This is a genomic window from Azomonas macrocytogenes, from assembly GCF_014191985.1.
GTDB lineage: Bacteria > Pseudomonadota > Gammaproteobacteria > Pseudomonadales > Pseudomonadaceae > Azomonas > Azomonas macrocytogenes.
On record NZ_JACHXI010000002.1, the window covers coordinates 281,232 to 300,997 of the forward strand.

Consider the following 19,766-nt stretch of genomic DNA (forward strand, 5'->3'; position numbering starts at 1 on the left):
GATTGCCGTTTTCTGTCGATATAAATATAAGGCAGGAGCAAGCTGCTAAGATCCAGTTTCGAGTGTTGTAGTCGCTTAAATTTCCCGACTACAAATGAGAGAGCCGTACATGCGCACCGACTCGCAAAAGATTGTGCCATTGAAAACAGCCTTATCCGGGGGAAAAAACCACCGGGAAAGACTGCCGGTCCCGCTTGTCGATCTGCGCGACAGATCTTCCCGGCAATTGCGCCACCTGCTTCAAGCGTTGTTCGATAAAGCCGACGATGCACTGTTCCAAATGGCCGATCGAGCTGGCTGCAACACCGAGCAAAATGCCTGTTTCGAGGCTATGCGCGACTTGCGCACCAAACGTCGAGGAATCGAGCGAAGCTTCCTGCAAAAAGTCTTCGATTCCTTCAGCAACCTCTACCGCCTCGAAGATGAAGCCGCCCCCTCGCCGATAAGCGAATCCACCCAGCTAGCTTCGCTTACCCACAAGGAACGACAGCAAGAACAGATCGACATCGATGCAATGATCGAGCGATTCATGCAGCGCACGCCGCTGAATCTGCAGCATCTGGACATGCGCCTGAATATCCTGCTCGGCAAGGCGCAGAACAGGACCGGCAACCCTATCGGCCCACGTTGGCTCATCCAGCATTTCCTGAACACCTGCCAAGAGCAAGGTATAGATCCGGCGATCAAGCCAACCATCCTCAAATTGTTCGAAAGACATGTCCTGACGAATATCGACGAGCTTTACGGAGAAGCCAACAAGCTGTTGAGCAGTAATGGGCTTCTCCCTGAACTGCAGGCTTTGCAGTCGCAACGTCGTCCTGCCCACCCCGAGGACAAGACATCGCTTGATCAGGCCTTTTACATACGCAACAGAAGTGCCACCGAAAATACCGAGGATGTTTTCGAAAAGCTTCAGACTCTGCTGGTGCTCTCTCGCAGCGACCGATTATTGGCAACCCAGCCAGATCACCGGCCAATTCCGCCCGGTGATCTGCTGCAACTGCTTACACGCCAGCAACAGCATAGGATTTTTCGTCGGATCAGCTTGCAGGAGCGTGTTGAAAGGTTGATCCGCCGGCTTGGCAAAAAGATCGGCAATGCCTGGCAACTCGGCAGGAATGAAAGAGATACCGTCATTCTCTGCAGCCTGCTGTTCGAATCCATGGAAGCAGACCGCAACCTATCGGAATTCGGCAGACACCTGCTGGCTCGCCTACAGATTCCCTTGCTCAAAGCTACCCTGCTGGACCGTACTTTATTCAATCGCGCCAACCATCCAACCAGGCGCCTGATAAATGAAATAGCATCGGCAACTCTGGGTATGAATGATCTCAAAACCGCTCAGCGCGATGCGGTCTACCAAAAAATCGATCAGGCACTTGCCAAGCTTGCCGATAATTTTACCAATGACCTGTCGATATTCACGGAACTGCTGACAGACCTTCAGGCGTTCTCCACCGAGGAGCGTCGCCGCAGCAGTTTGCTTGAACAGCGCATGCGTGATACTGAAGAAGGGCGGGCCAAAGCGGAAATAGCTCGCCAGGAAGTAGAACGAATCCTCAATGAACGCCTGTTCGGCAAAATACTACCTGAAGTCGTTGTCCAGCTATTGCAGGAAGTATGGAGCAAGGTCCTCCTACTGGCATTCCTGAAATACGGTAGTCAATCCATACAGTGGCAAGATGCCCTTCGCACGATGGATGACCTGCTCTGGAGCATCGCTCCAAACAAATCTCCGGAAGCCCGTCAGCAACTGCTGGAACTTGCTCCGCAATTGCTGAAGGATCTACGCGAAGGGCTTGCCAGCATTGCCTTCGATGCCTTCGCCACAACCGATTTCTTTGCACAGCTCGAGCAGTTGCAATTGCATGCCCTTCAACAAACGCTACAGCTACTCGATTCGGAAGAAGCCGCCATCGAACCATTCCCACTTTTCGAAGTGACCGAGCGTATCTTCTTGCCAATGCCAGGAGACACCTGCAATCAAAAACAAGAGATAGAGCTACCGAACAGCCATGCAGCGATACTCGAGATCGATAATCTGCATCCAGGCGTCTGGGTCGAATTTATCGGGGATCAGGAACATCGGCTGCGCTGCAAGCTTGCAGCAATTATCAAGCCTGCCGCCAAGTACATATTCGTCAACCGTAACGGAATCAAGGTACTGGAAAAAACCCGCACAGGCCTGGCACTGGACTTTCATCACAAAGCCGTTCGTCAGTTGGACGATTCGCCGCTGTTCGACCGCGCAGTGAAGTCGCTCAAGCAACGTTTTGAAAACACGCTTGAACACAATTGATGTTCTTGGGTGGCTGGACTCACTGAGTATTTATCTACTCTTTTCTTCAGTTGGAAGAAAACCGAGAGTCATGCAGGAAGGATATGAAGAAAAGAATCAATGGTGGGTCGTGTAGGATTCGAACCTACGACCAATTGGTTAAAAGCCAACTGCTCTACCAACTGAGCTAACGACCCTTGAGAAACTGGTCGGGGTAGAGAGATTCGAACTCCCGACATCCTGCTCCCAAAGCAGGCGCGCTACCGGACTGCGCTATACCCCGTATGGAAGTTTGGCTCCGCGACCTGGACTCGAACCAGGGACCCAATGATTAACAGTCATTTGCTCTACCGACTGAGCTATCGCGGAACGTCGTACCTCCAGCCCTGTTGCGACAATGTTTTACAATCCCGCATCAGAGGCGCGCTATTCTACGGACCCATAAAATCATGTCAAGCCTGTATCAAAGAACATCATTAATTATTTTTGCAGCGCAGATGAAGGCTGCCTTGAAATGAAGCGAGGCCCGAAGCACAGCGTCGAGCCTCTGGTCGATCAGGCAAAAACGATATCGTCGCCTTCGATCTGAGCCGTGATGGTCTTGCCTGGCTCGAACTTGCCAGCCAGGATCTGCTGGGCCAGTGGGTTTTCGATCCAGCGCTGGATGGCACGCTTGAGCGGACGCGCCCCATAGACCGGGTCGTAACCGATGGCGATCAACTTATCCAGTGCGCCTGCGGACAGATCCAATGAAAGATCGTGCTCTGCCAAACGCTGGCGCAAGCGACCCAGCTGGATCTGTGCGATGCCGGCAATCTGGTCCTTGCCCAACGGATCGAACACTACCACTTCATCGATACGGTTGATGAACTCAGGCCGGAAATGAACGCTTACCGCATCCATGACCGCTGCCCGCTGTGCATCGGGATCTCCAACCAACTCCTGAATCTGCGACGAGCCCAGGTTGGAGGTCATCACGATAACTGTATTGCGGAAATCCACGGTCCGCCCCTGGCTATCGGTCAGGCGACCATCCTCCAGTACCTGCAGCAACACGTTGAAGACATCCGGGTGTGCCTTCTCCACCTCGTCCAGCAACACGACCGAGTAAGGCCGCCGCCGTACGGCTTCGGTCAGGTAGCCACCCTCTTCATAACCGACATAGCCGGGAGGTGCGCCAATCAGGCGAGCCACGGAGTGTTTCTCCATGAATTCGGACATATCGATGCGAACCATCGCCTCTTCGGTATCGAAGAGAAACTCGGCCAGCGCCTTGCACAATTCGGTCTTGCCCACCCCGGTTGGACCAAGGAATAGGAAAGAGCCGCTCGGCCGGTTCGGATCGGCCAGACCGGCACGGGAACGTCGCACCGCATTGGCTACCGCTGTAACCGCTTCATGCTGCCCGATTACGCGTTGATGCAGCTCATCCTCCATACGCAATAGTTTTTCGCGCTCGCCTTCGAGCATCTTTGAAACAGGAATACCGGTCCATTTGGAAACCACCTCGGCGATTTCTTCATCGGTCACCTTGTTGCGCAATAGCTGGTTCTCACTCTTGCCATGCTGCTCGGCCATCTGCTGACTGCGTTCGAGATCGGGAATCACCCCGTACTGCAATTCGGCCATTCGGTTCAGATCGCCCTTGCGCCGAGCATTTTCCAGATCCAGTTTGGCTTGCTCGATTTGCTGCTGGATCTGTGCCGAGCCCTGCACTTCAGCCTTCTCAGATTTCCAGATTTCTTCCAGGTCGGCGTATTCATGCTCCAGGCGGCTGATATCGTCCTTGAGTTTTTCCAGTCGCTTGAGCGCCGCTTCGTCGTCTTCTTTCTTTAATGCCTCGCGCTCGACTTTCAACTGGATCAGACGTCGCTCCAGACGATCCAGCTCTTCCGGCTTGGAGTCGATCTCCATACGGATGCGGCTGGCCGCCTCGTCGATCAGGTCGATCGCCTTGTCCGGCAGTTGGCGATCAGTAATGTAGCGGTGCGATAGCTTGGCTGCCGCGATGATGGCACCGTCGGTGATAGTCACCTTGTGATGCACCTCATAGCGCTCTTTCAAACCACGCAGGATAGCAATGGTGTCCTCTTCGCTCGGCTCATCCACCAGGACTTTCTGGAAGCGCCGTTCCAGTGCAGCATCCTTTTCGATGAACTGACGATACTCGTTCAACGTAGTCGCACCCACGCAGTGCAACTCACCGCGGGCCAGCGCCGGCTTGAGCATGTTGCCGGCATCCATGGCGCCCTCGGCCTTACCGGCACCAACCATGGTGTGCAGCTCGTCGATGAACAGAATAATGCGCCCTTCCTGCTTGGACAGATCGCTCAGTACAGCCTTCAGGCGCTCCTCGAATTCGCCCCTGAATTTGGCCCCGGCAATCAGCGCCCCCATGTCCAGGGACAGTAAACGCTTATCCTTGAGCCCGTCCGGCACCTCACCATTGACGATACGCTGAGCCAGCCCCTCGACGATGGCGGTCTTGCCTACGCCCGGTTCCCCGATCAGCACCGGATTGTTCTTGGTGCGCCGTTGCAGGACCTGGATGGTACGACGGATTTCATCATCCCGACCGATCACCGGATCGAGCTTGCCATCTTCGGCTCGCTTGGTCATATCGACCGTATATTTATCCAGCGCCTGACGCGATTCTTCGGCGTTGGGGTCATTCACTGCTTCACCGCCACGCAGATTATTGACAGCATTTTCCAATGCCTTGCGCGAGACGCCCTGCCCCAGCAGCACTTTGCCGAGCCGGCTGTTCTCATCCATGGCAGCGAGCAGCACCAGCTCGCTGGAAATAAACTGATCACCCTTCTGCTGTGCCAGACGATCGGCCTGATTGAGCAAGCGTGCCAGATCCTGGGACAGGTTCATGTCGCCGGTGGGATTTTGCAGTTTGGGCAGCTTGTCCAGTTCCAGAGCAAGAGCCTGGCGCAGACTATTGATATCAAAGCCAACTTGCATCAGCAGCGGCTTGATCGAGCTCCCTTGCTGCTCGAGCAGTGCCTGCATCAGGTGCAGCGGTTCGATGGCAGCATGATCCAGACCGACCGCGATGGATTGGGCGTCGGAAAGAGCGAGCTGTAATTTACTGGTTAAACGGTCGATACGCATGGAATCACCCTCGAGTCAGTAATGCAGGCCAGCGCCACAAATTACTCTCAATGACGATAAAGCCTGCGAGATGGCCAATAAGATGAGGGTGATTGTCAAGGATTCAAGGTGAGCGCAATTGACGGAGAACAAACAGCCGCAAGCAAACACGGCAATACAGTATTTACCCTTCTGCACAAACCTTATTTTTTCAGCCAGACCAGACTGGCCAGACGGCCGGTTCGAGCATTGCGCCGGTAGGAATAGAAGCGTGGATCGCTATAAGTGCAAAAACCGCCGCCATAGATAGCCGTGACACCGCGAGCGGCCAAGCGGATGCGGGCAAGCAGATAGAGATCGGCCAGATAGCGCCCCGGGTTGAGGCTGGGCCGGAAAGCAGCGACCGCTTCGGCATGGGATGAAACGAAAGCCTCGAGAACCTCGGGGCCGACTTCGAAGACCTCGGGACCGATGGCCGGACCAAGCCAGACCAACACCTCATCCGCAGCGACTGCGAAACAATCCAGGGTCGCCTCCAGCACGCCACCGGCCAGACCACGCCAGCCGGCGTGTGCGGCAGCAATGCGCGTACCGGCACGATTGCAGAAAAGTACCGGCAGGCAGTCGGCAGTCAGTACGGCACAGGCAACACCATATTCATCGCTCCAGCTGGCATCGGCGAGCGAAACGGCATTCGGGTTGGCCTCGACGACTGAAATGCAATGCACTTGAGAGAGCCAGGCTGGCTGACAGTCTAGCGTCACCTGCAATCGACGACGATTTTCTTTGACGGCTGCGCCCGTGTCTTCAACATGATCGCCCAGGTTAAACGTATCGAACGGTGCCTGGCTTACGCCACCTTCGCGCGTCGTGACACACGCCTGCACCTGCGTGGGAACCGGCCAGTCAGGCCTGATCCAGCCATGTGGCCAGACGGTCATCCAACAAAAGCCTCACGATCCTGTCGCAGCAGGGTCAGTAACCAGACGAAATCATCTGGCAGATCAGACGCCCACTTCATTCGTTCACCGCTGGCAGGATGATTCAACTCGAGAAACCGTGCATGCAGCGCCTGCCGCGGAAACTCACGCAAGGTCTGCACCATGGTCTGGCTGGCAGCCGGTGGAATACGAAAGCGACCGCCATATACCGGATCGCCTACCAGCGGATAGCCGATATGCGCCATGTGTACGCGAATCTGGTGAGTACGGCCGGTTTCCAACTTGATGCGCGCATGTGTATGCACCCGGAAACGCTCCAGCACCCGGTAGTGGCTGACCGCAGGCTTGCCACTGTCTACCACGGCCATGCGCTGGCGCAGCTGACCATGGCGACCGATGGGGGCATCGATCGTCCCACCGGACGTCAGCACCCCGGCCACCAGGGATTCGTAGATACGACTGACGCTGCGCTGTTGCAACTGCCCGACCAGATCGGTCTGGGCCTGCAGAGTCTTGGCCACAACCATCAGGCCGGTCGTATCTTTGTCCAGGCGGTGGACGATCCCGGCACGCGGTACGCTGATCAACCCTGGCGCATGGTGCAGCAAGGCATTGAGCAACGTGCCATCAGCATGCCCCGCAGCCGGATGTACGACCAGACCGGCGGGCTTGTCCAGCACGAGGATATGCTCATCCTCATAGACGATATTCAACTCGATGTCTTGCGCTTGCCATTCGCCCTGGGACTCCAGCTCGGCAAGTAGTTCGAGGCAGGCACCGGTATGCACGGTATCTTTCGGCCGCATGGTGGTGCCATCGACCCGCAGTTGACCGCCCTTGATCCAGGTTGCCAGGCGTGAACGCGAATGCTCGGCAAAGAGTTGCGCGGCAATCTGGTCGAGACGCTGTCCGCCCAGTTCGAACGGCACGTCTGCGCGAAGATGAATGGCTTGCTTGGAAATAATTGACATGGCCCGGACTGGCGAGCCGCAGCGCTTTGGTTTCGGCTGCGGGCTTGTGTTTAAATACGGTATCTTTTAAGCCCCGCCATGGCGGGACGCACATCATATCAGGACGGCCTCGCCCAAGACAGCTAGCCGTTTACAGGAACGCCAGCTGCCGCCATGCATGTGAAACACCTGTTGCCAATCGTCATCCTTGCCCTCGCCGCCTGTTCTTCCGATAAATCCAAGGACGAAAACAGCGTAGATGAGAGTCTGGGCGAAACTGCACTCTATCAGCAAAGCCAGGAAGACTTGGACAATAGTAGCTATGCCAACGCCATCGCCAAACTCAAGGCACTGGAAGCGCGCTACCCCTTTGGTCGCTATGCTGAACAGGCACAACTCGAGCTGACCTACGCCTACTACAAGAACACCGAGCCGGATGCGGCGCGAGCAGCCGCGGATCGCTTCATTCGCCTGCATCCGGAGCACCCCAACGTCGACTACGCCTATTACATCAAGGGCCTGGCGTCTTTCGATCAGGATCAGGGCATGCTCGCACGCTTTTTCCCGCTGGACATGACCAAGCGCGATCCGGGTGCCGCTCGCGACTCATTCACTGATTTCTCCCAGCTCACTTCACGCTATCCGAACAGCCGTTACTCGCCGGATGCCAAGGCGCGCATGATCTATCTGCGCAACCTGCTGGCCGCCAACGAAATCCACGTGGCGCACTACTATCTCAGACGCAAGGCCTATGTGGCTGCCGTCAACCGCGGCCGCTATGTGGTGGAGAACTACCAGGGCACCCCGTCGGTCGGCGACGGACTGGCCATCATGACCGAAGCTTATCTACGCCTTGGACTGCAGGATCTGTCGGATACCAGCCTGGCGACACTCAAGCTTAACTATCCACAGCACCCCACTTTGGAAAACGGTAATTTCGTTCCCAGCGTAAAGGAAACCACCGAGCGCTCCTGGCTATCTCGCACTGCACTACGCTTGATCGAAGAAGAAGCGCCGCCACCGCCGCGCTCCAGCGCCAACCGCGATCTCACCCAGCAGTTCGAACAGGCCAGGCAAGATATTCCTCGTAATCTGCTGCCACCTGAGCAACCAGAGGACAAGAACGGTGCCGATAGCGAAGACGGGACCAGCGAACGCTCTTGGTGGAGCCGTCTGACGTTCGGCCTGTTCGACTGATAACCGTATGCAACATTACAAATTGGATCGGTCAGCACCGAACCAACTTCACCATGATTAGCTCTGTGCCATACGACCCGGGAAGAAAGGAATGTTTCGTCTATTATTCTGGATCGCTCTGATTGCTGCCGCGTTCTGGCTATGGCGCAAACTGAAGCGTAAACGCCCCACCCCGAAAGCCGAACCGAACACCACGCCGATGGTACGTTGCAGCCAATGCGGCCTGCATGTACCGCAAACCCAGGCGCTACAGGCGAGAAATCGCTGGTATTGCAGCCGCGCACATCTGGAGCAGGACAGCCGACATCTTGGCGATTGAGGGGCAGCTTCTGATTGATGACCAGGATCAACGCATTCTGGGGCTGTACCACTTCTATCGCCTGACCATCGCACTGGTAATGTTGCTGCTAATCGCCAGTGGCCTGGATGACGACCTACTGAAAATGGTCGAACCCACCAGTTTTCGCCAAGGCGCCTGGCTTTACCTGACGACCAATGTCCTGAGCGCTCTTCTGGTACGCCAGCCCCGGTATGAGCTGCAGCTCTTCATCCTGGCGCTGCTGGATATCCTGCTGCTACTGATGCTGTTCTATTTCGCTGGTGGCACGCCCAGTGGTATTGGCAACCTCGTCGTAGTCGCCGTGGCCATCGCCAGTATCTTGCTGAACCAGCGTATCGGTCTGCTGATCGCTGCCATTGCTTCACTAGGCCTGATTTATCTGACCTTTTACTTACAGCTCGTTTATCCGGCCGCCAGTCACCAATATGTACCCGCTGGCGTGCTCGGCGCGCTCTGCTTCGGCTCCGTTCTGTTGATCCAGACCCTGAGCCGCCGTCTGCGCATCAGTGAAAACCTGGCCCGCCAGCGCGGCGAAGCAGTCGCCAGTCTAGAAGCCCTGAACGCTTTGATTCTGCAACGTATGCGCACGGGCATTCTGGTCCTGGACTCTCGCCATCGTGTGCTGATGGCCAATCAGGGCGCACTCAATCTGCTGGGACAGGCGGACCTGCCAGGAAAACATCTCGATCAGCGGTGCTCTCGCTTGATCGAGCGCCTGGACCAATGGCGACAGAACCCCAGCCGCCGGCCGGACAGCCTGGAACTCACCCCCAATGGACCGACAATCCAGCCCAGTTTCACACCGCTACAGCATGGCGAACAAAAAAACATACTGATCTTCCTTGAAGATCTTTTCCTGGTAGCCCAGCAGGCCCAGCAAATGAAGCTCGCATCGTTGGGGCGGCTCACGGCAAGCATCGCCCATGAAATACGCAACCCGCTCGGTGCGATCAGTCATGCCGCTCAATTGCTCCATGAGTCCGAAAGCCTGGACAAGCCAGATCGTCGTTTGGCGCAGATCATTCAGGAACACTCGCAACGCATGAATTCGATCATCGAAAATGTGCTGCAACTCTCCCGCCGACGCCAGGCAGCGCCACAATTGTTGAACCTGGAATACTCCTTGACTCAATTCACCAACGATCTACAGAGCAGGCTGGGCCCACAACAGACACTGCATCTGGAGATCATCGACAACTCGCTGCAAACACGCATGGACCCCAACCAACTTGTACAGATTCTCTACAACCTGGTTCAGAACGGTCTTCGCTACAGCGGACAACTACACGAGCAGGCACAGACCTGGCTGAAGCTTCATCGCGATCCGGACTCCGATTTACCAATACTGGAAGTGCTGGACGACGGACCAGGCATAGCGGCAGAAAAACTCCAGCATATTTTTGAACCGTTCTTCACGACCGATATCAATGGCACGGGTTTGGGGCTATATCTCTGCCGCGAACTATGCGAGAGCAATCAGGCACGCATCGACTATCAGGATCGAACGAATGGCGGAAGCTGCTTTCGCATCATCTTTGCGCATCCAGACAAGCGCGGATGAGCCGCTCCTCATAGATGCAGAAGCGGTCACGGCATGCCCGGTCGTCCAAGAAGTAAGATAGCTCATTGCCTGTAGTGCCTGAGCTTTCCGGACCCCATACATGACCGCCCGCCCAAGAGCCTTGATCGTCGACGACGAGCCGGATATCCGCGAGCTGCTGGATATCACTCTCGGTCGCATGAAACTCGATACCCGAACCGCTCGAAATATCAAGGAAGCCCGCAAATGGCTGGCTCGTGAAACCTACGACATCTGCCTGACCGACATGCGTCTGCCCGATGGCACCGGCCTGGAACTGGTGCAGCATATCCAGCAGCATTACGCGCAAACGCCCGTGGCCATGATTACTGCTTACGGCAGCATGGATACGGCCATCAATGCACTCAAAGCAGGCGCCTTCGACTTTCTGACCAAACCAGTCGACTTGAGCCGCCTGCGCGAACTGATCAATAACGCCCTGCGCCTGCACATTTCGACCAGCCAGACCGACAATCGCCTGCTCGGCGAATCTCCACCGATGAAAACCTTACGCAAGCAGATCGCCAAGCTTGCCCGTAGCCTGGCTCCGGTTTATATCAGTGGCGAATCCGGGACTGGCAAGGAATTGGTTGCGCGCATGATTCACGAGCAAGGGCCGCGTGCTACCGGAGCCTTCGTACCCGTCAACTGCGGTGCAATTCCATCCGAATTAATGGAAAGTGAGTTTTTCGGCCACAAGAAAGGCAGCTTCACCGGAGCGACGGAAGATAAACAAGGCTTGTTCCAGACAGCCACTGGAGGAACGCTCTTTCTCGATGAGGTAGCCGATCTGCCGCTACCGATGCAGGTCAAGCTTCTGCGAGCCATCCAGGAAAAAGCCGTGCGCGCCATCGGCGGACAGCAGGAAGTAACGGTCGATGTGCGCATTCTGTGCGCTACCCACAAGGATCTAGCACAGGAGGTCGATGCGGGCCGCTTTCGGCAGGATCTTTATTATCGCTTGAACGTCATCGAACTGCCCGTTCCGCCACTGCGCGAACGACGCGAAGATATCTCGTTACTGACCCAGGCCATACTGCGACGCCTGGCAGAAGAAACCGGCTCGACACCGACCCGACTGTTGCCAGAAGCACTGCAAAAATTGCAGCACTACCGCTTTCCCGGCAACGTACGCGAACTCGAAAACATGCTCGAACGCGCCTGCACCCTATGTGAAGACGGCCAGATCAAGCTTGGTGATCTACGCTTTGCCGACAGCCCGACGCAGAAATTATCGGGAAGTGAATCCACCCTGGCGCAGGTTGATAACCTCGAAGATCACCTTGAGGATATCGAGCGCAAACTGATCATGCAGACGTTGGAGGAGACTCGTTGGAATCGCACTGCTGCGGCACAACGTCTGGGGCTCAGTTTCCGCTCCATGCGCTACCGCCTGAAGAAATTGGGGCTGGATTGAAACCTTCGAAAAACGAAGGCGAGGCGGAAAAAGACGCGTAGGCCTTTTTCCGCCTGGTTAGCTCACATCCTCAACCTTGCGACAACAAGGTACGCAGGTCGACGACCGCCGCATTGGCTCGTGAAATGAAATTGGCCATAACCAGCGAGTGATTGGCCAGTACGCCGTAGCCACTGCCGTTCAGGATGAACGGACTCCAGACTGACTTTTGCGCCGCATCGAATTCACGAATAATCTGACGAATACTGGCACTCGCATTCTTCCTCGCCAACACATCCGCGAAATCCACCTCGACGGCACGCAACAGATGAGACAGTGCCCAGGCTTGCCCACGGGCTTCATAAAAAACGTCGTCGATTTTCAACCATGGCGTTTTCTCGACCTTTTCGGACACTTGAGGAGCAGTGCCGGCCGCCCCTTCGCCAGGAGTTGGCTCCGAGGTATTCAGATCGACCCGGCCGATACTCGCGGAAAGCCGCTGGGACAAAGAACCCATTCGGTTTGCCACATCGCCCAGCCAATGGCTCAGGTTGTCAGCACGTATATAGAACGATGCCTTCGGTTGCTGAGGGTCGGCCAGGCGGGCCAGATAACGATCCACAGCACCGATTCCACGACGGTATTCCGACTCGGTGGCCGGCAGTGCCCAGCTGTTGTTATCGAAATGGAACAGTGGCTCGCCATAGGCGAGATCCGGATCCTCAGCCGACTGGGACTGGGAGCGCGAGAAGTCCCGGCGCAGGGCTCGTGCCATATCCCGCACTTGAGTCAAAACACCGAATTCCCACCTCGGCATGTTATCCAGCCAGACACCCGGGGGAGCGATATCGTTCGACAGGTAGCCGCCCGGCTTGTCCAGCAGAGTATTGGCCAGATGCTTCAGGGTTTCCACGGTGGTATAGCCATTGACGAACTTGCGTCCGGTCAACTCGGCAGCAGCTTTCGCATCCTGTTCGACAGGAAAGGCATCGGGCTCCTGACTCCAATACCAGCCGATGAGCAACGCTATCAGCAAATAAACCGCTACCAGCACGGCAACGATGCTCGTCACCAGCTCCTTCTTTGAAAAGCTCTCTGTACCGCCATAACTTTTTTCTCGCCATGTAAGAAGGCGATTTTTCCAATCCGACATTGTCATCGATCCTTTTTTCCGGATGACTGAGATCGATCGCCCCAGACTGGAACGAAAGACACCAAGAACTATATCGCAGCTTGAGCACCGACTCAGTGTTTGAAAGGCACTAGAGGTTGTAACGAAGCAAAACCAGGACATCGATCGCGATGAAGGTAGCCTCATCGGTTACCGGAACATCGGGACCATCTCATGCGGCATATCGAATGAATAGAGGTGCCCGTTCCTGGCTCAGACTTGAGTCTGGCACGTTACATGAGAGTCATCAGTTTGCCATATGGTGCATTTTTTCCACCGGTCAGTTGCAGCATCCAGCCTGCGCCTGAAAGTTACCGGCTAGTCTCGATACCCGGTTCAGCCTGCCGTTTACCTGATTCCGGCACCGCTCCAGGCAAGACTCGATCCTGCGATGCGAATTTCCCTCAGCGACGCTTGCCGGGTTTGCTGCCAGCCTTGCGCCGCGCTTCTTGCGCCGCAGCCTTGGCTTTTTCACGCTTATCCCAAGGATTGCCATCCTGACTACGCGGTGGCAGCCCGATATGCTGGGTCAGCGCCACCCTCCCCGGCTTCGACTGACCTTTACCAGTTGGGGTGGAATTCTTGCGGCGCGCACTATGGTAACCATCGGTATCGGGCTGATGGGCCGGAATCAATTGATGTTTGCCATTACCAATCAGCTCCGCTTGCCCCATATCCTTCAACGCCTCGCGCAGCAGTGGCCAGTTCCGGGGATCGTGATAGCGCAGGAATGCCTTGTGCAGGCGCCGCTGTTGTTCACTCTTGACGACGAAAATACCATCGCTTTTATAGGTGACCTTGTGCAGAGGATTGCGCCCCGAGTGATACATGGCCGTGGCGGTGGCCATGGGGGACGGGTAGAACGCTTGCACCTGGTCGGTGCGAAACCCGTTGCGCTTGAGCCACAAGGCAAGGTTCAGCATATCCTCATCGGTGGTTCCTGGATGTGCGGCGATAAAGTAGGGAATCAGATACTGCTCTTTACCTGCCTCTCTGGAAAACTTTTCGAACATGCGTTTGAAGCGGTCGTAGGTACCGATTCCCGGCTTCATCATCCTGGAAAGTGGACCTTCTTCGGTATGTTCCGGAGCAATCTTGAGATAGCCACCGACGTGGTGGGTAACCAGTTCCTTGACATATTCGGGCGACTCCACCGCCAGGTCATAGCGCAACCCGGAGGCGATCAGGATCTTCTTTACTCCCGGCAGATCGCGGGCCGAACGATACAAGTGGATCAGTGCCGAGTGATCGGTATTCAAGTTGGCACAGATGCCTGGATAGACACAGGATTGCTTGCGACAGGAGGATTCGATCGAGCGGCTCTTGCAAGCGAGCCGATACATGTTGGCGGTCGGTCCGCCGAGATCGGAAATGATACCGGTGAAGCCCGGCACCCGATCACGGATTTCTTCGATCTCGCGGATGATCGACTCTTGCGAGCGATTCTGGATGATCCGCCCTTCATGTTCGGTGATCGAACAGAAAGTACAGCCACCGAAACAGCCGCGCATGATGTTCACCGAGAAGCGGATCATCTCGTAGGCAGGAATCTTTTCGCCGGCGTAAGCTGGATGCGGTACACGGGCGAAAGGCATACCGAAGACGTAATCCATCTCTTCGGTGGTCATGGGAATCGGCGGCGGATTCAGCCAGATATCCAGATTGTCATGTCGCTGCACCAGTGCGCGCGCGTTTCCCGGATTGATTTCCAGATGCAGCACACGGCTGGCATGGGCATAAAGTACCGGGTCGTTGCGTACCTTCTCGAACGCCGGCAGGCGAATCACTGTGCGCTCGCGCTCCAACCGTGGATGCGGCAGCAATTGCACCGCTTTGACCTCATCCATCTTGTCGACCGGATCTTTACCCTGTTCGATGGCACAAGCGTCAAGATCCTGGGTGTTGACGTAGGGGTTGATGATCTTGTCGATCTGACCCGGGCGATCGATCCGGGACGAATCGATCTCGAACCAACCCTCGGGCGTGTCGCGGCGAATGAAAGCCGTACCGCGCACATCGGTAAGCGTCTCGACCCGCTCGCCTGCCGCCAGTCGTTGAGCGACTTCGACCACCGCGCGTTCTGCGTTGCCATATAGCAGCAGATCGGCAGTAGCATCCATCAAGATCGAGCGGCGTACCTTGTCCTGCCAGTAATCGTAGTGAGCGATCCGGCGCAGCGAAGCTTCGATGCCACCCAGCACTACCGGCACATGGCTGTATGCTTCCTTGCAACGCTGGCTGTAGACCAGGCTGGCGCGATCCGGGCGCTTGCCGGCAATACCTCCAGGCGTATAGGCATCGTCGGAGCGGACCTTCCGGTCGGCGGTGTAGCGATTGATCATCGAATCCATATTGCCAGCCGCAACACCAAAGAACAGATTCGGCTCGCCAAGACGCATAAAGTCATCTTTGGAGCGCCAGTCCGGCTGACTGATGATGCCAACACGAAAACCCTGAGCCTCCAGCAAACGGCCGATGATCGCCATGCCGAACGAGGGATGGTCCACATAGGCATCACCGGTGACAATGATGACGTCGCAGGAATCCCAACCGAGCCGGTCCATTTCTTCCCGGCTCATCGGCAGGAAAGGCGCCGGCCCGAAACACTCGGCCCAGTACTTGGGATAATCGAACAGTGGCTTGACGGCGTGCATGGCGGAAACCGATTGGGTTGAAGCGTGAGGGCGCAAAATATAGCACACAAAACAGACAAATCCCGACCAAAAAGCTAGGACTTTATCCGTATGGAACCGGGATTATCGATAATGACGCGGCACCCGTGGTGTCACCTTGGTCAACAATTCGTAACCGATGGTGCCGCATGCTTGCGCCAACTCATCAACGGGCAGTTGTGCTCCCCAGAGCTCAACCTCATCGCCAATCTGTGCGGCCGGCAGATCGCTCAGATCGACTGCCAGCATGTCCATCGATACCCGGCCAGCCAGTGGTACCCGCTGACCACGGATCACTACCGGTGTACCGGACGGTGCATGACGCGGATAGCCATCAGCGTAGCCGCAGCTGACCGTGCCGATCTTCGATGGTCGCCCGGCAATCCAGCTAGCGCCATAGCCGACACACTCTCCAGGCGGTACGTCGCGTATTGCAATGAGCTGCCCTGTCAACGTCATCAACGGTTTCAGGCCTAGACTTGCAGCAGATCGATCAGCGAACGGTGAAGCGCCATAGAGCATGATTCCCGGTCGGATCCAATCCATATGGGCAGCGGGAAGTGTCAAGATGGCAGCAGAATTGGCCAGGGAGCGCTGCCCGACGGGCAAATCCTGCACAGAGAGAAAATACTCCAGTTGCTGCCTGGTCAATGGATGCTCATGTTCGTCAGCACAGGCGAAATGGCTCATCAGGTTCAGCTCGGCAACTTGTGGAGCCTGCTTCAATGCACCGAAACACTCGCGCAATTTCGCCGCAACAAAGCCCAACCGATGCATTCCCGAGTCCAGTTTGAGCCAGACATTCAGCGGGCGAACCAGTGAAGCTGACAGTAGTGCCTCAACCTGTGCCTCTCCCTGGACAGCCACATCCAGCCTCAACTGGGCAGCAGCCAGGTATTCTTCTGCCGCGAAGCAGCCTTCCAGCAACAGAATGCGCGCCTCTCCATGCACGGCCCGGACCTCGATTGCTTCCTCCAGGCAAGCCACAGCAAAGCCATCGGCAATATCGCGCAACGTTGTAACGGCTTCGCGGACACCGTGCCCATAGGCATTCGCCTTGACTACGGCGAATGCCTTGCGCTCCGGCGCACACTGCTTCGCATACAGGTAATTATGGCGGAGCGCGGCCAGATCGACCGTGGCGACTAACGGGCGCATGCAGGAATCCTTCAAAACCGGACAAGTGTCCGGATGGTACTCCGGCCCCAATCGTTTTGCGCAGACTTGAAGGGCTATTCGTCTTCGAACTGATAGCTGCCGGCGGCCAGGTTATCGAAGCGCGTGTACTTGCCGAGAAAGGCTAGCCGTATCGTCCCGATAGGACCGTTACGCTGTTTACCGATGATAATTTCGGCAATGCCCTTGTGCTCGGTTTCCGGATGATAAACCTCGTCGCGATAGACGAACATAATGATGTCGGCATCCTGCTCGATAGCCCCTGACTCACGCAAATCCGAGTTGACCGGCCGCTTGTTCGGGCGCTGTTCGAGAGAACGGTTGAGTTGCGAAAGCGCCACGACCGGGCAATTGAACTCCTTGGCAAGACCTTTCAGCGAACGGGAAATCTCGGAAATTTCGTTGGTGCGATTTTCTCCGGAAGCACCAGGTATCCGCATCAATTGCAGGTAGTCGACCATGATCAGACCAATCTCGCCATGTTCACGGGTCAGGCGACGAGCTCTAGCACGCATCTCGGTCGGTGAGATTCCCGCCGTATCGTCGATGAACAATTTGCGCTCGTTGAGCAGATTGACCGCTGAAGTCAGGCGCGGCCAGTCATCGTCGTCCAACTTGCCGGTGCGCACCTTGGTTTGGTCGATGCGGCCAAGCGATGACAGCATTCGCATGACGATGGAGTCGGCCGGCATTTCCAGGGAAAACACCAGCACGGCCTTATCGCTGCGCAGCACGGCGTTTTCCACCAGGTTCATGGCAAAAGTGGTCTTGCCCATCGAGGGTCGTCCGGCAACAATTACCAGGTCTGCCGGCTGCAAGCCACTGGTCTTCTCGTCCAGATCGATGAAGCCGGTGGAAATGCCAGTCAAACCTTCCCCGCTATTGAACAGCGAATCAATGCGGTCGATGGTCTTCACGAGAATATCGTTGATACCTATCGGGCCACCGGTCTTGGGCCGCGCTTCAGCGATCTGGAAAATCTGCCGTTCAGCTTCGTCCAGTACCTCTTCGGCATTCTTGCCTTGCGGAAAATAGGCGTTGTCGGCAATTTCGTTGCTGATCGAAATCAGCTGGCGCAAAGTGGCTCGCTCACGGACGATCTGCGCGTAAGCCTTGATATTGGCCACCGACGGGGTGTTCTTGGCCAGCTCTCCCAGATAGGCCAGGCCGCCCACTTGTGACAATGTACCCTCTTTGTCCAACTGCTCGGAAAGCGTGACTACATCGAACGGCTGGTTATGCTCCGCCAGTTTGACGACGGCACGAAAAATCAGCCGGTGATCGTGGCGGTAGAAATCCCCATCGGAAACCTGATCGGAAACCCGCTCCCAGGAATTGTTATCCAGCATCAATCCGCCCAGCACGGCCTGCTCGGCCTCGATGGAATGCGGCGGGACCTTGAGCGCGGCGGTTTCCAGATCGTATTGGGGGGAAGCACTGATATCGTTCATGACGGGCTCGATTCAGGGCAGCAATTTCTGCCCGGAAAAACGAAAGGCACGACACCGCTTCGGCAATGTCGTGCCCTCTTCTCGACAGGCCAGTATCAGAGACCGGCCTGCAAACCAGTTAGCAATAGCCGATTACCATCAACCAGCCGTAACGATCAGCTTGACGATGGCTTCCACATCGGAATGCAAGTGCACGGCTACATCGTACTCGCCGACCAGGCGGATAGTACCGTTGGGCAGACGCACTTCACTCTTGGCTACTTCCACGCCGGAAGCGGTCAGAGCATCGGCAATATCGGCGGTACCGATGGAACCGAACAGCTTGCCTTCGTCACCAGCAACGGCGGTGATGGTTACTTCCAGTTCAGACAACTGGACCGCGCGGGATTCGGCATAGGCCTTCTTCTCGGTAGCCAGCTTTTCCAGTTCGGCGCGACGTGCTTCGAACGTGGCGATATTCTCGGCAGTAGCCATGGTGGCCTTGCCATGCGGCAACAAGAAGTTGCGTGCATAGCCGCCCTTGACATTTACCTTGTCGCCCAGGTTGCCCAGGTTGGCGATCTTTTCCAGCAGGATGATTTCCATTCGGTCTTACCTCTTAAAATTTAACCTTCACCGTCCGTGGGTCCCTCGTTTTTGCCACGAGGGATGCGACCACGAAAATCGAACAGGCTGTCGACAACAGCCAATACGGCCAACAATGGATAGATGAACTGTAAAAACAGCAGCATCGCGACATAAAGACCGACCAGCCAGAAACGGGCCAGACGCCCCTGGGCTACCAGACCATGCACAAGGGCCAGGCAGGCAAAGGCCAGCGGTACACTGCACAACGGTGTCAATATTGCGGCCTGCGGTCCAAAGTTCGGTGCCATCAAGACGATGGCAAACAGCGCAATGGCCAGCATCGGCGAAAAGCGCAGCTCACGAAACTCATGCCCGAACCCACCGGGGTTGTATAGCGTTGCCTGCCAGTAGCGGCCCAGCATCAGGCTGAGCACTGCCAGAGTCTGCAATAGCGCCCCGAGAAGCCCGGTCATTACCGCGATGAAGACCGACAGCAAGTGCTCCTGTTGCTCAGCGGACATGCCATCCCAGACACCCGGCAGGGCTTCGGGCAATAGCTTCTGCACTTCGGCGGCCAAGACCGCAATGGATTCGCCGAATACCGCACCGAGCACCTGCGAATACAGGACGCCAAGGGCGATGCTGTAGAGCAGCACATTGCGCCAGGAAGCCTGTTTTCGCAGAGTCAGCGCCAGAATCAGCGTACCACCCACTACCAGAACGGGCCGCGGATCACCGAAGAACCACCAGGCCAGTGCCGGTAGCAGAGCCCAGGCCACGACACCCAGGCCATCGCTCAAACCGCGCCGCAGCAATACCAGACTACCCGCTGCCGCGCTCAACCAGAACAGCATCGGCGCGGCGGCGGCTGCCACCACAACCAAGCTGGCCTGCAAGCGACCACGCATGATGAAGTCCGCTAGAGCGCGCACGCATCCATCCTTTGCTT

General features: G+C 56.4%; 14 protein-coding genes and 3 tRNA genes. 5 read left to right on the forward strand and 12 right to left on the reverse strand.

What is annotated here, in order from left to right; all coding sequences use genetic code 11:
• The first annotated feature begins 109 nt into the window (after window positions 1-109).
• Entirely contained in the window at window positions 110-2,299 is a 2,190-nt protein-coding gene (locus FHR87_RS03835) for a DUF1631 domain-containing protein (RefSeq protein ID WP_183165392.1), read from the forward strand.
• 100 nt (window positions 2,300-2,399) lie between these two features.
• Here the strand turns inward: FHR87_RS03835 and FHR87_RS03840 are convergent.
• The 6 genes from FHR87_RS03840 to rluD form a co-directional block, all read right to left on the reverse strand.
• Window positions 2,400-2,475: transfer RNA gene (locus FHR87_RS03840), tRNA-Lys, on the reverse strand.
• A gap of 9 nt (window positions 2,476-2,484) precedes the next feature.
• Window positions 2,485-2,561: transfer RNA gene (locus FHR87_RS03845), tRNA-Pro, on the reverse strand.
• Between the two features lie 10 nt (window positions 2,562-2,571).
• A tRNA-Asn gene (locus FHR87_RS03850) sits at window positions 2,572-2,647 on the reverse strand.
• Between the two features lie 186 nt (window positions 2,648-2,833).
• Window positions 2,834-5,398, reverse strand: coding sequence for an ATP-dependent chaperone ClpB (gene clpB / locus FHR87_RS03855; RefSeq protein WP_183165393.1), 2,565 nt, complete (start codon window positions 5,396-5,398; stop codon window positions 2,834-2,836).
• 182 nt (window positions 5,399-5,580) lie between these two features.
• Window positions 5,581-6,318 carry a peptidoglycan editing factor PgeF gene (gene pgeF, locus FHR87_RS03860; RefSeq protein WP_183165394.1) on the reverse strand — a complete coding sequence of 246 codons (738 nt, stop codon included), beginning with the start codon at window positions 6,316-6,318 and terminating at the stop codon, window positions 5,581-5,583.
• The gene (rluD, locus tag FHR87_RS03865) at window positions 6,315-7,289 is read right to left on the reverse strand and encodes a 23S rRNA pseudouridine(1911/1915/1917) synthase RluD (protein ID WP_183165395.1); all 975 of its coding nucleotides are present in this window, start codon (window positions 7,287-7,289) and stop codon (window positions 6,315-6,317) included. Before rluD ends, pgeF begins: the two co-directional genes overlap by 4 nt.
• A 153-nt stretch (window positions 7,290-7,442) precedes the next feature.
• Between rluD and FHR87_RS03870 the strand changes: the two genes are divergently transcribed.
• The 4 genes from FHR87_RS03870 (at window position 7,443) to FHR87_RS03885 (ending at window position 11,801) form a co-directional block, all read left to right on the forward strand.
• Window positions 7,443-8,465, forward strand: a complete 1,023-nt coding sequence (locus FHR87_RS03870) for an outer membrane protein assembly factor BamD (RefSeq protein ID WP_183165396.1) — start codon at window positions 7,443-7,445, stop codon at window positions 8,463-8,465.
• A gap of 91 nt (window positions 8,466-8,556) precedes the next feature.
• A complete protein-coding gene (locus FHR87_RS03875) occupies window positions 8,557-8,784 on the forward strand; it encodes a PP0621 family protein (RefSeq protein WP_183165397.1) in 228 nt (75 codons plus the stop codon).
• Window positions 8,774-10,366, forward strand: a complete 1,593-nt coding sequence (locus FHR87_RS03880; RefSeq protein WP_246335770.1) for a two-component system sensor histidine kinase NtrB — start codon at window positions 8,774-8,776, stop codon at window positions 10,364-10,366. The genes FHR87_RS03875 and FHR87_RS03880 overlap by 11 nt, the downstream gene beginning before the upstream one ends.
• Window positions 10,367-10,466: 100 nt before the next feature.
• The gene (locus FHR87_RS03885; RefSeq protein ID WP_183165399.1) at window positions 10,467-11,801 is read left to right on the forward strand and encodes a sigma-54-dependent transcriptional regulator; all 1,335 of its coding nucleotides are present in this window, start codon (window positions 10,467-10,469) and stop codon (window positions 11,799-11,801) included.
• Between the two features lie 70 nt (window positions 11,802-11,871).
• Here FHR87_RS03885 and FHR87_RS03890 read toward each other — a convergent pair whose 3' ends face one another.
• The 6 genes from FHR87_RS03890 to FHR87_RS03915 form a co-directional block, all read right to left on the reverse strand.
• Complete coding sequence (locus FHR87_RS03890; protein WP_420826716.1) at window positions 11,872-12,852, reverse strand: DUF2333 family protein; 981 nt, start codon at window positions 12,850-12,852, stop codon at window positions 11,872-11,874.
• Window positions 12,853-13,355: 503 nt separating this feature from the next.
• Window positions 13,356-15,605 (reverse strand): YgiQ family radical SAM protein, encoded by a 2,250-nt coding sequence (locus tag FHR87_RS03895; RefSeq protein WP_183165401.1) that lies wholly within the window; start codon window positions 15,603-15,605, stop codon window positions 13,356-13,358.
• A 102-nt stretch (window positions 15,606-15,707) separates the two neighbouring features.
• Complete coding sequence (alr, locus tag FHR87_RS03900; RefSeq protein ID WP_183165402.1) at window positions 15,708-16,781, reverse strand: alanine racemase; 1,074 nt, start codon at window positions 16,779-16,781, stop codon at window positions 15,708-15,710.
• 74 nt (window positions 16,782-16,855) lie between these two features.
• Window positions 16,856-18,250: a replicative DNA helicase gene (dnaB, locus tag FHR87_RS03905; RefSeq protein ID WP_183165403.1), complete on the reverse strand. Its 1,395-nt coding sequence runs from the start codon at window positions 18,248-18,250 to the stop codon at window positions 16,856-16,858.
• Window positions 18,251-18,388: 138 nt separating this feature from the next.
• Window positions 18,389-18,835: a 50S ribosomal protein L9 gene (gene rplI, locus FHR87_RS03910; protein WP_183165404.1), complete on the reverse strand. Its 447-nt coding sequence runs from the start codon at window positions 18,833-18,835 to the stop codon at window positions 18,389-18,391.
• 20 nt (window positions 18,836-18,855) lie between these two features.
• Complete coding sequence (locus FHR87_RS03915) at window positions 18,856-19,749, reverse strand: YybS family protein (RefSeq protein ID WP_183165405.1); 894 nt, start codon at window positions 19,747-19,749, stop codon at window positions 18,856-18,858.
• Window positions 19,750-19,766 lie beyond the last annotated feature (17 nt).

What these genes read in the sequence shown, in the direction of transcription:
- dnaB (WP_183165403.1), bottom strand. Translation starts at nt 18,250, where the DNA reads ATGAACGATATCAGTGCTTCCCCCCAATACGATCTGGAAACCGCCGCG.
- clpB (WP_183165393.1), bottom strand. Translation starts at nt 5,398, where the DNA reads ATGCGTATCGACCGTTTAACCAGTAAATTACAGCTCGCTCTTTCCGAC.
- alr (WP_183165402.1), bottom strand. Translation starts at nt 16,781, where the DNA reads ATGCGCCCGTTAGTCGCCACGGTCGATCTGGCCGCGCTCCGCCATAAT.
- pgeF (WP_183165394.1), bottom strand. Translation starts at nt 6,318, where the DNA reads ATGACCGTCTGGCCACATGGCTGGATCAGGCCTGACTGGCCGGTTCCC.
- FHR87_RS03875 (WP_183165397.1), top strand. Translation starts at nt 8,557, where the DNA reads ATGTTTCGTCTATTATTCTGGATCGCTCTGATTGCTGCCGCGTTCTGG.
- rluD (WP_183165395.1), bottom strand. Translation starts at nt 7,289, where the DNA reads ATGTCAATTATTTCCAAGCAAGCCATTCATCTTCGCGCAGACGTGCCG.
- FHR87_RS03870 (WP_183165396.1), top strand. Translation starts at nt 7,443, where the DNA reads ATGCATGTGAAACACCTGTTGCCAATCGTCATCCTTGCCCTCGCCGCC.
- FHR87_RS03835 (WP_183165392.1), top strand. Translation starts at nt 110, where the DNA reads ATGCGCACCGACTCGCAAAAGATTGTGCCATTGAAAACAGCCTTATCC.
- FHR87_RS03895 (WP_183165401.1), bottom strand. Translation starts at nt 15,605, where the DNA reads ATGCACGCCGTCAAGCCACTGTTCGATTATCCCAAGTACTGGGCCGAG.
- rplI (WP_183165404.1), bottom strand. Translation starts at nt 18,835, where the DNA reads ATGGAAATCATCCTGCTGGAAAAGATCGCCAACCTGGGCAACCTGGGC.
- FHR87_RS03885 (WP_183165399.1), top strand. Translation starts at nt 10,467, where the DNA reads ATGACCGCCCGCCCAAGAGCCTTGATCGTCGACGACGAGCCGGATATC.